Here is a 13,721-nt window from a genome sequence, read left to right as displayed (position 1 = left end):
CGGCCAAGACGTGAAGCCGCGCGGTCCGATCGAGATCGAAGCGGCTCGCCGTCTCACCGAGGACGGCACCCTCAAGGACGAGGCGAAGACCGACCCTCAGTGATCAACAGGTAACGCAACACCTTCTCAGCCGCTTCCTGCTCGCCGCCGCTCTCCTCCAGCAGTGCCCGGCAGCGGTGGGCCACGCCGCCGGCCCACGCCGAGGCGTTCGCCTCGGCGAGCTGCTGCAGGTGCTGGGTGGTGCGGCGAGCCTCCTCGAGCCGACCGCTGCGCACCGCGGCTTCGACGAGGTCGGGGTGCATCAGCGGCGTCACGTGCAAGAAGGGGTCCTCGGCCAGCGGTGCCAGCTGGGCGTAGGCATCGCGGTAGCGGCCCTCGGCGAGGTCCCGGATGGCCAGGGCCGTGACGCCAGCGGCGTGCACCCCCCCCGAAGCCGGTGGCCGCCGACGCCTGGGTGAGCGTCAGCACCTGCGCTCGCGGTGCCCCCGCCCACGTCAGCAGCGCCACGTTGACCACGTGCTCGGCGTCGTAGCCGATGGCCCGGCGCAGCTCGCGCACCTGGTCGATGTACTGCTGCGCGCGGCGGGGAGTGCCGCCCTGCAGCTCGGCCGAGGACATGATCCACCAGGTGGTGTCCAGCAGCTGCAGCGAACCGGCGTCCCGGGCGGCAGCGGCGGTGCGCTCCAGGCAGTCGCGGCGCGCGTCCGCGTCCCACAGCGCGGTGCTCAGCGCGACGCTGGTGGTGCCGTAGTGCAGCAGCCCCGCGGGGGGAAGGCGGCTGATCTCCTCCACGGCCCGGCGCATGAGCGGTACGGCATCGCGGTGGGGCAGCAGGATCAGCGCGCTCAACCCTCGCAGGATCGTCGCGGCCGTCCCCTCCTGCAGCTCCGCTCCCGCGCGCAGGCGCTCGCCCAGGTGCTGCAGCGCCACCCCCTGCGCCAGCCGCTCCGCCGGCAGGGTGAACTCGAACGCCCGGATCAGCGCGTGCTGCTCGGCGGCGACGTCGTGGCCGTGGAAGCACTCTGCCGCCTGCAGCATCTGCGCCGCGCACGTGCGCACCGCCGGGTCGGCGGTGAAGAGCGCGTGAGCGGCGCGCACCGACGTCACCCGGCCCCGGGCCGGCGGGGCCAGCGCTTCCTCGTCGACCTCGTCGAGCAGGTCCTTGGCGCGCTGTGCGGCGCCGGCGCCCAGCGCGGACTCGGCGGCGGCGACCCGTCGGGTGTGCTTGAGCTCGCCGGGTGGCGTCAGCTCGGAGGCGCGGACCAGGACGCTGGCGCGCGAGGAGAGCCCGCCGCGGCGCCCGGCGAGGTCGGCGACGTCCTCGAGCTGGTCGGCCACGGCCGCATCGGTGCCCAGGCTCGCCTTCGCCGCGTGCCAGGCCCGCAGCTCGATGTGGCCAGCCGCGCCCGTCGCTGCCGACAACGCCCGGTGCACCCGCCGGCGCTCGGCCCCGACGGCGGCGTTGTAGGCGGCGGACTCCACCAGCGGGTGGCGGAAGCGCACCGGGCCGGCGAGCTCGACCAGCCCTGCTGCTTCCGCCTCGTCCGCAGCGGTGGTGGGCACGCCGAGCTCGTGGGCGGCGGCGGCGATGACGTCCACGGTGCCGGTGGAGTCGGCGGCGGCGATCAGCAGCCACCGCTGCACGGGCGCGGGCAGGTGGCGCACCTGGCGCAGGTAGTGCGCCTCCAGGTGGCGCCCCACCGGGAAGGGCTCGTCCACGAAGCTGGCCTCGGTCAGGCGCCGCACGCTCAGCTCACCGGCCAGGTCGATCAGCGCCAGGGGGTTGCCGCCGGTGGCCGCGGCGATCTGCGCGGCGGCCGCCGGGTCGATCGCCTCCGGCAGCGAGCGGCGCAGCAGGGCGATGGCCGGCTCGGCGCCGAGCCCCGACAGCCGCAGGGTGGCCACGCCGGCCATCCGGGTGTGCAGGGCGGCATCCTCACGGGCGGCGAGCAGCAGGGCGACCGACTCCGCATCCAGGCGCCGGGCGACGAAGGCCAGCGCGTCCCGCGACTCCTCGTCCAGCAGGTGGGCATCGTCGACGACGCAGGTCAACGGGCTCTCCCCACCGGCGGCGGCCAGCAGGCCCAGCACTCCCAGCCCGACGAGGAAGCGGTCCGGCGCTGGACCGGCCACCGCCCCTGCCGCCACGCGGAGGGCCTGCTGGTGCGGCTGGGGCAGGGCGGGCAGGTGCTCGCGCAGCGGGGTCAGCAACCGCTGCAGGGCGGCGAAGGCGATGGTGGACTCCGCCTCGTAGCCGTCCACCCGCAGCAGGCGCGCTCCGGTCGGCGAGGAGGTCGCCTCCTGCAGCAGAGCGGTCTTGCCGATCCCCGGCTCGCCGGTCAGCAGCAGCGCGCCGCCGCGGCCGTTGCGGGCGCGCCCCAGCAGCTCCCCGACGTGCTGGAGTTCACCGGCTCGACCCAGGAGCCTCCTCGGGCTGGCCACAGGCGTGGACTGTAGCGGCGGCATCGGCGCTGCGACCAGACCCGACGACCGGACCCGGCCATCGGGGTCGGCGGCTGCAGCCCCCGCAGCTCGCACCGTTCCGACCCTGGGTGTGGTGGTCGCTGCGTGGTGGCGGCTCGGCCGTCGCAGCGTTCCTGCTCGGGCGTCCGATGACGGCGTGAGCGGTCGGCACGAGCTCCGGCACGGCCACGCGCTCGTCGCCGGTGGTGGTGCGTCGGATCCAGCGGAGGGAGTCGCCTCCAGCCGAGGCAGCGGGGTCCGCGGGGCGCACGCAGCAGGCCGGGCTCCGTCAGGTTTCCTGCAGCGCCTGGACGATCACGTCGGCGATGGTCTGCGGGCAGCGCCAGAGGATGAAGTGGTCGCAGTCCACCTCCCGCACGTCGGTGCAGGACGCGTGGGCGTCGCGGCGTTCCTGCTCGCCGGGTGCGGCCAAGCCGACGACGTCCCCGCCGTAGGACCAGCCGACGAGCACGACGGGTGGGGTGGCGGCGCGCAGGAGGGTGCGCACGTGCTCGGCGTCCTCGAGCAGCCCCGCGGTGGGAGGGCAGGTCGGCGGCGCTGACGGCGACGCCGAGCGGTTGCAGCAGGGCGCGCAGGGGGTTCCAGTCGGCGGGGCAGCCCCAGGTGCCGTGCACGAGCACCGCGCTGCCGCGCACCCCGTCACCGCTGCGCGGCTGCACCACCTGCTGCGTCGTCCGCGTCGTCCGCATCGACACCACGAGGGGATGCTGCCACCGCAGCAGCGGCGCGAACACCCCCCGCCCTGCGACGTCCTCGCGGCGGACGCTGGACCGCATCCGCCGCTCGCGCCATGCTCGATCGAGGCCGGTGGGGGGAGCCGGGGCGGGTGAGCCGGTGGAGGAGGTGCGAGGTGCCCGACACCGCGCAACGCGCGCAGGCCGACGAGCGGCTGTTGCAGGAGTACTTCGCGGCGATGAGCCGGGGTGAGGACTTCGCACGCTTCTTCACCGACGACGTCACGTGGGCGAACCTCGACACCGGGCAGTCGTTCACCGGCAGGGAGGCGGTGCGCGAGTACGTCCTCGCCCTGCACACCACGATGTTCGAGGCCCGGCCCGAGGCGAGGTCCCTCGACGTCACCTCGGGTCGCGCCTTCTTGGAGGGCGAGTTCGTGGCGACGGGGGGCGCGGCGCTCGAGCGGCGGGTGCGGGTCCCCTTCTGCCTGGTGTACGACCTGGGTGCCGCAGGCATCCGCGCGATGCGCCTGTACACCTCCTTCGCTGCGCTCGCGCCCTTGGCCCGCGCGGGCGGGTGAGCGCGCGGCGTCGATCCCTGCGGGTGCGGGTGCGGGTGCGGGTGCGGGTGCGGGTGTCGGCGGCTGCCGCCGGTCGCCCGGCCTCACGCGGCGGGGAGCGCCGTCCTCGAGGTGTTCAGGTGTGCGCTCGCCCACCGGCAACCGCCTCCGGTGTGAGAGTGCCGCGGGTGGTGGGTGCGCCTGGTGCAATGCTTCCTCGGGGTTCACGGCATTTCGTGAGCGCGCAGAGCGGCGACGACCTCCTCGGTGCGCAGACCCTGTGGTGTGCTCAGCCGCTGTCGGACCAGCGCGGCGGGCAGCGCGCTGCGGTGGGACAGTGCGATCCACCGGTCGGGCCAGTGCTCGCCGATGGCCAGGACCAGTCGGGCCGTGCCGAGCAGGCTGTGGCAGTGCTGGGCGATCTCCTCCTCGACCGGGACGCCGACCTGGCGGAAGCACGTGGGGTGGGCCTCGATCACCTCGGGGCAGCAGGTGCGCGCCAGTGCGAGGACCCAGCGGCGCACGCCGGAGCGCAGCACGACGGCGCGCGCGGCGGTGCCTGCGCGGGAGCGCAGAGCTGCCCTGCCCGCCTGCGCGCTGATCCGGTCCCCGGCGGCCTCCGGCACGCAGCGGGCGATGGCGGCAGCGTCCGCGGCGCTGATGCGCTGCACGTCCTCCTCGCGGGCCAGGGCCCACACCCAGCGCGCTTCGGGGCGCGCCGCGGTGATCGCCGTGGAAGCGCCGGCGCAGTGGTGCGCGGAGGAGGCGGGGTCGTGCGCGGCGGAGGGCGGCGTGGTGCCCGGTGCCCTGAGCTGCGTGGGGCGTGCTGGGGCGGTGCCCAGGGGTGTGGTGGTCGGCGGCACGGCGTACGCACCTCGTGGTGGTCGCGTCGGGGGAGCCCCGCTCCCGCGGTGCGCGAGGCCGCGCCCGGAAGGAGCGCGGGACGTCCACTGCTGGTCGGGACTGGCCGGGGTACGTTCAGGTGGTGAGCTGCTGCTGGGTGCTGGGACTGCTCGACTCGTAGCGGTCCTCGCTGATCCTGCCGTCCTGCAGGTGCACGATCGTGATGCCGGAGAAGGTGACGGCTCCGCCGGTGGGTGCGATGCCGTCGAACTCGCCCTGGTGGGTTCCGCGCATGGTCCACCGGTAGGCCAGGCGGTCCTCCTGCGCGATCGTCTCCTCGACAGTCATGAGCAGGTCCGGGAACGCTGCGCGGTAGGTGCGGATGGTGTCCTTCAGGTCGCTGAGCCGCCCGGCTTCCTGCCCGGGCTCGCCGTGCAGGAAGTAGTCCTCGGTCGTGGTGTCGTCGAGGCCGGTGAGGTCACCGGTGTTCCACGGGTCCAGGGCGAAGCGCTGCAGGAGCGTGCTGATCTCCTCCGGTGACATCTCGACCGCCTCCATCGGCGTGGGATCCGGGCGCCGGACGGCTCAACGATAGCCACGCGGCCCCGTCGGGGACAGACCTCGTGGACCGGCGGTCAGGGTTTCGGCGCGGACCGGGAGCGGCGCACGGCCCGCCGGATCCGCTGCTGCAGCCGCAGGGTGAGCACACCTGCCACCCGGTCCTGCCACCCGGTCCTGCCACAGCAGGGCGTCGGTCATGGAGCGGCAGGACTGCCGACGCTCTCGCTCAGACGGGCGGCCAGTGAGCGCACGAGGTCCCGCAGGGCCTCGGGCCCCTCGACGACGAAGGGGACGGGCAGTGCGGCGAGCACGGCGGGTACCCAGTCCAGCCGCTCGGCCCGCATCGTCACCCGCACCCACCCCCGTCCGGGCGAGGCGTCCTCGACGGTGACCAGTCCCGGCGGGAACAGCGGCTCGACCTCGCCCGCCGTTCCCTGCACCCGCACGGACACCTCGTGGCGCCAGGGGACCGCGGACAGGGTCGAGTGCACGTGGTCGGCAGGATCGAAGCCGTCCGGGACGTCGAAGGATCCGACGAGGACCTCGGCCGCGTCGATCCGGTCCACGCGGAAGGTGCGCACAGCACCGGTGGCGGGGTCGGCAGCGGCGAGGTACCAGCGCCCGCCGCGGGCCACCACGCCGTAGGGGTGCACGGTGCGCAGGGCCTGCTCGCCGCCGGCAGGGGTGTAGGTCACGGCGACCGGTCGCTGCTCGCGCACGGCCCGGGCGAGCAGGAGCAGGACGCTCGTCCGGGGGGCGCCGGCCCGGGGGGCGGCGACGGCGGCGGTCTGCACCAGCGCACCCACGCGGTCCATCACGGCGACCGGCAGGACGCGTCGCAGCTTGGCCACGGCGCCGTCCACCACTCCCGGTGACGCGCTCAGCACTCCCGACGGGTGTGCGGTGACCAGTCCGAGCAGGACGACGAGGGCCTCCTCGTGGGTGAGCATCAGCGGCGGCATGCGGTGCCCCGGACCCAGTCGGATGCCGCCGTACCGGCCCCGCACCGACTGCACCGGGACGTCGAGGTCGACCAGGTGGGCCACGTAGCGGCGCACCGTCCGCTCGTCGACCTCCAGGCGCGCGGCCAGATCGGCCACGGTGCGGGTGCCCGAGCTGGACTGCAGCAGCTCGAGCAGCTGCAGCACGCGGGCCGTCGGGCGGGGCACCGGGACATCGTCCCACGAAACCGGGCGGGTCTTGCCCGGTACCGCTCCTAGCGTCGTGCTCATGACGACGAACCCCCGCCCCTCGCACGCTGTCGCACGGCTCCTGTCGGTGCGCCTGATCACCGATGACGTCGCCCGCCTGGTCGGCTTCTACGAGCGGGTCACCGGTGCGGGAGCGGCGTGGTCGACCCCCGACTTCGCCGAGGTGTCCACCCCCGTCGGGACGGTGGCGATCGGCAGCAGCCGCACCGTCGCACTGTTCGGGACCGGCGCGGCCCGACCCGCGGACAACCACAGCGCGATCATCGAGTTCCTCGTCGTCGACGTCGACGCGGAGCACGCGCGGCTGCGGGACCTCGTGGACGGCTTCGTCGACGAGCCGACCACGATGCCGTGGGGCAATCGCTCCCTGCTCCTGCGCGACCCGGACGGCAACCTGGTCAACCTCTTCACGCCCGTCAGCCCGGAAGCCGTCGCCAAGTTCGGCGCCTGAGCGTGCGGCGCGCGACAGGCGTGCACCAGGCGGGACGACCGGACTGCCGCCGGCCCTGCGAGCTCTCGGGCTCGGGAAGGGGCCGGCCGGCACCGGTCGGGCTCTGCCACGTCCTCGGCGGCGGACGGTGCCCGGGCCCGTCGGGGCGCGGGACGGCCGCGCGCAGGTGGGGAAGCGGTCCCCAGCGGAGGGTTGACACGGTCTGGCTAGGGTAAATAGCCTCTGGGTATGGCTACTAGCATTAGCCGTCACCACCAGCGCCAGCTCGCGGATCCGCACGACAGTGCCCCAGCAGCCGAATCGAAGGACTCACCATGAGCAATCCGTTCACCGACGCCGGCATCGTCCCCGTCGACGCGTCGCAGCCGGTCATCACCTACCACCCCGTCACGGTCGACGCCCCGGGCCGTCCCAGCCCCCTGCAGGTCAAGGTCTCCGTACCCGCTGCGGGCAGCGACCTGCCGGTCATCCTCCTCTCCCACGGTCACGGCGCGTCCAACTTCCTGGCCTCCATGAAGGGCTACGCCCCGCTGGTCGAGTTCTGGGCCGCCCACGGCTTCGCCGTCATCCAGCCCACGCACCTGGACGCCAGCGAGCTCGGCCTGCGCGAGGCGGACCTCCCTGACGCGCCGCTCTTCTGGCACGACCGGGCGAGCGACGTGCGCCACGTCCTCGACCACCTCGGCGACATCCAGGACCAGGTCCCCGGCCTCGCCGCGCGCGGGCTCGACGCCGAACGGGTCGCCGCCGTCGGCCACTCCCTGGGGGGCATGACCGTCGCCTCCCTGCTGGGCATGCAGGTCCTGGACCCCGCCGACCAGCGCGCCAAGGACCTCTCCGACCCCCGGATCAAGGCCGGCGTCCTCATCGGCGCTCCCGGATCCGGCCACGACCTGGCGGACTGGGCCCGTGAGAACTACCCCGTCCTGCAGCACCTCGACTTCAGCACCATGACGGGCACGGCTCTCGTCGTCGCCGGCGACGCCGACCTCAACCCGTTCTTCTCGGAACGGATCAGCTACCGCTCCGACGCGTTCGCCCTCAGCCCGGGGCCCGGCAAGACGCTCCTGACCCTCTTCGGAGCAGAGCACATCTACGGAGGCGTCTCCGGCTACGACGCGGCCGAGACCTCGGACGAGGACCCCGAGCGGGTCGCCACGCTCCGCGCCCTGGTGTGGGCGTACCTGCGCAGCCGGCTCTTCGCCGACGACCCCGCCTGGCCGAACGCCGTCGACGCGCTCGCCGACGCCGAGCAGCCCCTGGCCAAGGTCGAGACGAAGTAGGGCTCGAGGCGAAGCAGCAGCAGGCGCACCGACCTGGGCTCAGCCCAGCCCCGAGCTCGGGCGGCGGCCCACGGGTCGCCGCCAGAGTCGCCCACCACCACCAGGAGCAACCGTGTGGACCACATTCGCAGCCACCGTCGGTGCGAGCGCGGGCGGGCTGACCGGGCTCGTCTTCATCGTCGTCGCGTTCCGCTTCGACGTCGTCGCCGTCTCCCAGGAGCACCGCAACCGCGCCGCGCAAACCGTGACCCTCTTCATCACCACCGCGATCACCGCCGCGCTCATCACCGTCCCCCAGCCGGTCAACGCCCTCGGGGTGGAACTGGTCGCCTCGTCCCTCGCCAGCCTCGCCCTGCTCGTGCGGCTCGACAAGGCCGCCCGGCTCGGCACCGGCACCCGCGCACGCCCCGCCCTCCTCGCCGCTCTGGGCGTGTTCGCGGCCGGCATCCTGCTCGCAGGTGCGTTCTGCCTCGCGGGGTCGGAGGCCGCCATGGGCCTCTACGCGCTGAGCGCTCTGGTGGGGCTGGCGTGGGGGGCCTACAGCGCCTGGGTCTTCCTGACGCAGGCCGGGGTCGAGCCACCCGCCGCCGGGTAGGGCGACGTGCTCGGCGGGTCCGCGAACGCCGTCGATGGTCGACACCGCAGAGCCGGACCTCTCCCGGAACCGCGGCGGTGCAGCGTGCCGGCCCGTCACGGACGGTCCTGACTAATCGTGCTACCTTGCGGCTAATGCGCGTACCCACGACCGGGTGCAGCCGCACATCGATGCGACTGGTTCTCCTCATGAGGCTCTCGAACGACACGCACCTCGCCACCCGAAGGTGCAGAACGCGGGCTCGCCGTGCCTAGGGCCGGCCTCGGCGCCGCCACCGTCACCCGCGCAGCAGCCGAGGTCGTCGACGACGTCGGCTACGCCAACCTCACGATGGGGCTGGTCGCGGACAGGCTCGGGGTGCGGGCGCCGTCCCTCTACAAGCACGTGGCAGGGCAGGCGGACCTCAGTCGCCGCGTCGCAGTGCTGGCGGTCACCGAGATCGGCGACGCCCTGCGCGACGCGATGCAGGGCCGCTCGGAACGTCAGGCGCTCGAAGCCGCCGCCCACGCGACACGGCGGTACGCCCGGGACTTCCCCGGCCGCTTCGCGGCCACCCTGCACAACACGGCGACCGGTCCCGAGGATCCGCTCCACCTCGCGTGGCTGCGGGTCATCGAATCCCACCTGGCCGTCCTGAGCGGGTACGGGATCCACGAGGAGGACACGCGGCACGCCCTCCAGATGCTCCGCAGCTTCCTGGACGGGTTCTGCTTGATCGAGCCGGCGGGAGACATGCACACCGAGGACGAGATCGAAGCCAGCTTCCGGTGGTTGATCGCCTTCATCGACCGCGGCCTCCGCGAGCTGTCCGACGTCGCGCGCGGCGCTCAGTCGAGGACGGCGGTGGCTTCGACCTCCACGAGCACGTCCGGCTCGAAGAGGTAGCTGACGCCGATGAGGGAAGCGGGCGGCAGCGGACGCGGCAACCCAAGCTCCTCGCTGACCTGCTCGATGCCGGCCGTGAAGGGACCGATCTTGTCCGGTGTCCAGTCGGTCACGTAGCACGTCAGGCGCACGACGTCGGCGAAGCAGGCCCCGGCGGCCCGCAGGGCGGTGGCGGTGTTGCGCAGCGCGTGCGCGACCTGGCCGCTCAGGTCACCGGGTGAGAGCGGTGATCCGTCGGCGTCGCGGGCGATCTGCCCGGCGACGTGGACGTGCCGGTTCCCGGTGGCGATCGCCACGTGGTGGTAGGGCACGGGCTGCATGAGTCCTGCAGGGGTGAGCAGGTGGACGGGCACGGTGAGCTCCTGTGGTCCTCGGTCGCCGGTGCGGTCTTCGGCCGCCGGTCGCACCACCCACGACGCTGCGCTCTCCGCGGGCGGTAGCTCATGGATACTTGATCGCCGGCGGGAACTTCAACGAGACTTGGTGTCATGCCGGAAACCGCTCGAGGCGCAGCCACCCGTCCGCCGACTCAGCGGAGCACCCGCCCCGAGGCGCCCCTGCGGATCACCGCACCGCACCGCGAGGTGCTCGAGCAGGTGCTGGACAGGTGGTCGCTGCAGGTGCTGGAGACGTTGTGCGAGCGTCCCTGCCGCTTCAGCGAACTGCGCCGCGCCATCCCCGCGGTCACCGGCAAGTCGCTGACGGCGACACTGCGTCGGCTGGAGCGCAACGGGGTCGTCGAGCGGTGCCTCCTCAGCACCCGGCCGGTGGCGGTGGAGTACCGCATCAGCGCGTTGGGCAAGAGCATGCGGGAGCCGATCGAAGGGCTGCTGGCCTGGAGCGCGCAGCACCTGGCCGAGGTCGAGGCGGCCCGGGCACGTTTCGAGCTGGGGTGAGGACACGCCCGCTGCGGTGGCCCGAGCCGGGTGCGGGGGAGCACCGGTCACCCGGGCGAGCGGTCAGGCGCCGGCGCCGCCGTCGACCGGCACGAGCGCCCCGGTCACCATGGACGCGCGGTCGCTGAGCAACCACGCGGCCACCTCGGCGACCTCGCGGGGTTCGGCCATCCGCCCCAGCGGGACGGTCGCGTTGATCCGCTCGGTGATCCCGGGCGTCGCCGTCTCCCACTCCTCGATCATCTGCGTCGCCGTGCCGCCCGGGGTGATGGCGTTGACCCGGATCCCGTAGCGGGCCCAGGTGACGGCAGCGGTCTCGGTGAGGCTGTTGAGCGCGCGCTTCATCGCCCCGTAGGCCGGCAGCGCGGGGTTCGCGCGACGGCTGCCGATGCTGGAGGTGTTGACGATCGCCGCGCCCCCCGCTCCGGGGTCCGCGGGGTTTCCAGGGTTGCGGCGCATGAGCGCGGCCTGGGCGGTCATGGCGGTCCAGTGCGCGCGGAAGTTGACCGTGAACTGCTCGTCGATGTCCTCCTCGCTGGTGCTCTCCAGCGGGCCGGGCTGCTGGATCGTCGCGCCGTTGTTGAAGGCCCCGTCCAGGCGGCCGTGCAGCTGCTCGACGCGGTCGACGGCCGCACGGATGCTCGCGGCGTCGGCCAGGTCGAGGGCGACCGTGTCGGCGCGGCCGCCCTCGAGGCGGATCCGGCCGGCCAGGCGCTCCAGCGCGTCGGTGCTGCGCGCGGCGAGGACGACGGCGGCGCCCTCGCGGGCGAACAGGTGCGCCGCGGCGGCGCCGATGCCGCGGCTGGCGCCGGTGATGAGGACGACCTTGCCGGTCAGCAGGCCGATCGCGGAGGTCTGGGGGACGGGGGTGCCGGTGGTGCTCGTCATGGCCACCACGGTGTCCCGGGCCGCGGCCCGCAGGCAGGCACAGGGAGTACCAGGATCGCGTGCCGGGGGGTGTGCAGACTGGAGGGGTGGACAAGCACGAGCTCGGCGCCTTCCTGCGCAGCCGGCGTGAGCGGCTGCGACCGCAGGACGTCGGTCTGCCGCCGGGGCCCCGGCGCCGCACGCCCGGGCTGCGCCGCGAGGAGGTCGCGGTCCTGGCGCACATCTCCACCGAGTACTACGTGCGCCTGGAGCAGGGCCGGGCGCCGCGCCCCTCGGCCGAGGTCCTGGCGGGGATCGCCGAGGCGCTGCGGCTGACCGACGCGGAGTCCGGGCACCTGCACCTGCTGGCGGGCACCGCCCCGCTGCGCGGCGGGCTGCACCAGCGCGAGGTGCGCCCCAGCGTCCTCGCGCTGCTGCGGCGCCTGCCGCAGACGGCGGCCCTGGTGATCTCGGTCACCTTCGAGGTGCTGGCCTGGAACGAGCTGGCGGCGGCGCTCATGGAGGACTTCGCGCCGCTGACCCCGCGCGAGCGCAACCTGGCGCGGAAGGCCTTCCTCGGACCGGCGGGGCCGGCCGGGCCGGGGAGCTCGCTGTACGGCATCTCCGATGCCGCCGAGTTCCGCCTCGGCGTGGTCGGGCAACTGCGCTCGGCGCTGGCCCGCTACCCCGCGGACCCCGTGGTCGGCTCCCTGGTGGAGGAGCTGCGCGCGGGCAGCGCGGACTTCACCCGGCTGTGGCAGCGCCACGACGTGCAGGCGCCGCCGATGCTCGCCAAGACCTTCCACCACCCCGTGGTCGGGCGGGTGAGCGTGGACTGCGACGCCCTGGCGCTGCCCGACCGCGACCAGCACCTCGTGCTCTACACGGCACCGCCCGGCTCCGCCGGCGCCGAGGCCCTGGCGTTCCTGGAGGTGCTGGGCGTCGCGGGCAGCAGCGTGGACGGTGTGCGCTGAGCCGCACGAGGTGATCGAGGACCCGGTGCTGCGTGCAGTCGCGGTCCCCTCCAGCGCCCGCAGCGGCGCCGGAGGGGGCGTCGAAGCGCACCACCTGGCGCACCGCGCGGCCCTCGGCGAGGGCGTCCATCGCCTCGTCGACGCCGTCGAGGGTGGTGCGCGAGGAGATCAGGGCGTCGACCGGCACCTCGGGCCCGTGCTCGCCTGCGACGCTGAACGCGGCACCCAGCTGGCGCGGACCGCCGCGGCGGTGCTCGAGGAGGGCTCGCGCACCGCCGCGGCCGCCGACGAGACCGCGAGGTCGACGACGTCCCGGCCGGCGCCACGACCGCCGGGTCGGGGCGTCACCGCTGAGCCGTTGACGTCCTCGACCGCGGGAGCCACCACCGTGCTCGGCGAGGACGGGACGTGAGCGGACGAGCGGAGACGGGTTTGCTCGAACACGTGGTGCACGACGGAGGCGGAAGGGCGGTCAGCTGCGCAGTGCCGCGACGATCTCGGCCCGGGCGGTGCGGCCGCTGCGGGTCGGCAGCAGCGGGAACACGTGCAGAGCACCGGCACGCTCGCTCAGGGTGATGTCGACGCCCGCTGCCCGCGCCCGCTCCAGCAGGACGTGGGCGTCGGGGTTGAGCACGTCGCGGCTCCCGCTGAACACGAGCATCGGCCCCAAGCCCTCGAAGCGGCCGAAGAGCGGGCTGACCACGGGGTCCCGCACCTCCAGGTCACCGGCCCAGCGACGCCCGAGCTCGCGTCCACCGCCCGGAGCCAGCCAGGGGTCCTTCGGCTGCACGAGAGGGATGTCGGGGTGGGAGAAGGTCAGGTCCAGGGCGGGGGAGATCAGCACGGTGCGCTGGGCGACCACCCCTCGATCGCGCAGGGTCTGAGCGACCGACAGGCTGATCTGGCCTCCCGCGGAGTCCCCGACCAGGACCACGCCGCCGTGCTGCTCGATCAGCTGCAGGGCGCACCGCAGGACGAGGTCGTGGGCGTCCTGGGCGTGGCCGAAGGGCAGCAGCGAGTAGATCGGGACGCTCACCGCGACGTTCGCCTCGGCCGCCGTCTGGGCGATGAGGGACCAGTGCTGGGCGGAGATCTCGTGGTGCCAGCCACCACCGTGGGTGTAGACGACGGCACCGGTGGGGGTGCCTCGAGCAGGTGCCACGGTGTAGACGGGCCTGTCCGTGCCGCGGCCGACGCCGACGTGTTCCACGCTCACGTGCACGCCCGGGCGCAGCCGGGACGGTGGACCGTACGGCTGTGGACGCAGTTCGGCGTCACGGACGGCCCGGTCTGCGGATTCGGGGCTGAGGAACGGGGCGTTGGCCCGGGTCGCCCGCAGGTAGAGGGGGATCAGGGCCTCGGGGAGCACCACGAGCACCGCCTCCTCGCGCCGGTGGGCTCGTTGATCCCGGGGGACGCGCAGCGGCGGTTCACGAC

16 protein-coding genes are annotated in these 13,721 nt (G+C 74.1%); 8 read left to right on the top strand and 8 right to left on the bottom strand.

Annotation, left to right across the window (positions count from 1 at the left end):
• Positions 1–126: 126 nt before the first annotated feature.
• Positions 127–2,442 carry an AAA family ATPase gene (locus GTQ99_RS05425; RefSeq protein WP_166614722.1) on the bottom strand — a complete coding sequence of 772 codons (2,316 nt, stop codon included), beginning with the start codon at positions 2,440–2,442 and terminating at the stop codon, positions 127–129.
• 310 nt (positions 2,443–2,752) lie between these two features.
• Positions 2,753–2,971, bottom strand: coding sequence for a hypothetical protein (locus tag GTQ99_RS05420; RefSeq protein WP_166614721.1), 219 nt, complete (start codon positions 2,969–2,971; stop codon positions 2,753–2,755).
• Positions 2,972–3,334: 363 nt separating this feature from the next.
• On the opposite strand from GTQ99_RS05420, the gene GTQ99_RS05415 reads away from it, so the two are divergent.
• Positions 3,335–3,739: a nuclear transport factor 2 family protein gene (locus tag GTQ99_RS05415; protein WP_166614720.1), complete on the top strand. Its 405-nt coding sequence runs from the start codon at positions 3,335–3,337 to the stop codon at positions 3,737–3,739.
• Positions 3,740–3,942: 203 nt separating this feature from the next.
• On the opposite strand, the gene GTQ99_RS05410 is transcribed toward GTQ99_RS05415, so the two are convergent.
• The 3 genes from GTQ99_RS05410 to GTQ99_RS05400 form a co-directional block, all read right to left on the bottom strand.
• The gene (locus GTQ99_RS05410) at positions 3,943–4,581 is read right to left on the bottom strand and encodes a hypothetical protein (protein WP_166614719.1); all 639 of its coding nucleotides are present in this window, start codon (positions 4,579–4,581) and stop codon (positions 3,943–3,945) included.
• Positions 4,582–4,696: 115 nt separating this feature from the next.
• Positions 4,697–5,119 (bottom strand): ester cyclase, encoded by a 423-nt coding sequence (locus GTQ99_RS05405; RefSeq protein ID WP_166614718.1) that lies wholly within the window; start codon positions 5,117–5,119, stop codon positions 4,697–4,699.
• Between the two features lie 197 nt (positions 5,120–5,316).
• Positions 5,317–6,291 (bottom strand): WYL domain-containing protein, encoded by a 975-nt coding sequence (locus GTQ99_RS05400; protein WP_166614717.1) that lies wholly within the window; start codon positions 6,289–6,291, stop codon positions 5,317–5,319.
• Positions 6,292–6,352: 61 nt separating this feature from the next.
• Here GTQ99_RS05400 and GTQ99_RS05395 point away from each other — a divergent pair, with 61 nt between their 5' ends.
• The 4 genes from GTQ99_RS05395 to GTQ99_RS05380 all read left to right on the top strand — a co-directional run bounded on the left by GTQ99_RS05395 (position 6,353) and on the right by GTQ99_RS05380 (position 9,547).
• The gene (locus GTQ99_RS05395) at positions 6,353–6,784 is read left to right on the top strand and encodes a VOC family protein (protein WP_166614716.1); all 432 of its coding nucleotides are present in this window, start codon (positions 6,353–6,355) and stop codon (positions 6,782–6,784) included.
• Positions 6,785–7,098: 314 nt separating this feature from the next.
• Positions 7,099–8,067: an alpha/beta hydrolase family protein gene (locus tag GTQ99_RS05390; protein ID WP_166614715.1), complete on the top strand. Its 969-nt coding sequence runs from the start codon at positions 7,099–7,101 to the stop codon at positions 8,065–8,067.
• Positions 8,068–8,179: 112 nt separating this feature from the next.
• Positions 8,180–8,662, top strand: coding sequence for a hypothetical protein (locus GTQ99_RS05385; RefSeq protein WP_166614714.1), 483 nt, complete (start codon positions 8,180–8,182; stop codon positions 8,660–8,662).
• A gap of 246 nt (positions 8,663–8,908) precedes the next feature.
• On the top strand, positions 8,909–9,547 hold the full coding sequence (locus GTQ99_RS05380; protein WP_166614713.1) for a WHG domain-containing protein: 639 nt from the start codon (positions 8,909–8,911) through the stop codon (positions 9,545–9,547).
• On the opposite strand, the gene GTQ99_RS05375 is transcribed toward GTQ99_RS05380, so the two are convergent.
• On the bottom strand, positions 9,490–9,900 hold the full coding sequence (locus GTQ99_RS05375) for a RidA family protein (RefSeq protein ID WP_338074747.1): 411 nt from the start codon (positions 9,898–9,900) through the stop codon (positions 9,490–9,492). The two genes, GTQ99_RS05380 and GTQ99_RS05375, sit on opposite strands and share 58 nt — an antisense overlap.
• Positions 9,901–10,035: 135 nt before the next feature.
• Between GTQ99_RS05375 and GTQ99_RS05370 the strand changes: the two genes are divergently transcribed.
• The gene (locus GTQ99_RS05370) at positions 10,036–10,443 is read left to right on the top strand and encodes a winged helix-turn-helix transcriptional regulator (RefSeq protein ID WP_166614712.1); all 408 of its coding nucleotides are present in this window, start codon (positions 10,036–10,038) and stop codon (positions 10,441–10,443) included.
• A 63-nt stretch (positions 10,444–10,506) separates the two neighbouring features.
• Here GTQ99_RS05370 and GTQ99_RS05365 read toward each other — a convergent pair whose 3' ends face one another.
• Positions 10,507–11,331, bottom strand: coding sequence for an SDR family NAD(P)-dependent oxidoreductase (locus tag GTQ99_RS05365; protein WP_166614711.1), 825 nt, complete (start codon positions 11,329–11,331; stop codon positions 10,507–10,509).
• Positions 11,332–11,417: 86 nt separating this feature from the next.
• On the opposite strand from GTQ99_RS05365, the gene GTQ99_RS05360 reads away from it, so the two are divergent.
• Positions 11,418–12,284, top strand: a complete 867-nt coding sequence (locus tag GTQ99_RS05360) for an MmyB family transcriptional regulator (RefSeq protein WP_166614710.1) — start codon at positions 11,418–11,420, stop codon at positions 12,282–12,284.
• A 10-nt stretch (positions 12,285–12,294) separates the two neighbouring features.
• Entirely contained in the window at positions 12,295–12,696 is a 402-nt protein-coding gene (locus GTQ99_RS05355) for a hypothetical protein (RefSeq protein WP_166614709.1), read from the top strand.
• A gap of 60 nt (positions 12,697–12,756) precedes the next feature.
• Here the strand turns inward: GTQ99_RS05355 and GTQ99_RS05350 are convergent.
• The coding region (locus GTQ99_RS05350) for an alpha/beta hydrolase fold domain-containing protein (RefSeq protein ID WP_240896816.1) at positions 12,757–13,721 on the bottom strand (965 nt) is incomplete at its 5' end.

This window comes from Kineococcus vitellinus, from assembly GCF_009906315.1.
In the GTDB taxonomy this organism is placed as follows: domain Bacteria; phylum Actinomycetota; class Actinomycetes; order Actinomycetales; family Kineococcaceae; genus Kineococcus; species Kineococcus vitellinus.
This window is presented reverse-complemented; position numbering and strand designations above follow the sequence as displayed.

Coding starts and splice junctions, on each gene's coding strand:
- GTQ99_RS05405 (WP_166614718.1), bottom strand. CDS start 5,119: ATGGAGGCGGTCGAGATGTCACCGGAGGAGATCAGCACGCTCCTGCAG.
- GTQ99_RS05395 (WP_166614716.1), top strand. CDS start 6,353: ATGACGACGAACCCCCGCCCCTCGCACGCTGTCGCACGGCTCCTGTCG.
- GTQ99_RS05390 (WP_166614715.1), top strand. CDS start 7,099: ATGAGCAATCCGTTCACCGACGCCGGCATCGTCCCCGTCGACGCGTCG.
- GTQ99_RS05370 (WP_166614712.1), top strand. CDS start 10,036: ATGCCGGAAACCGCTCGAGGCGCAGCCACCCGTCCGCCGACTCAGCGG.
- GTQ99_RS05365 (WP_166614711.1), bottom strand. CDS start 11,331: ATGACGAGCACCACCGGCACCCCCGTCCCCCAGACCTCCGCGATCGGC.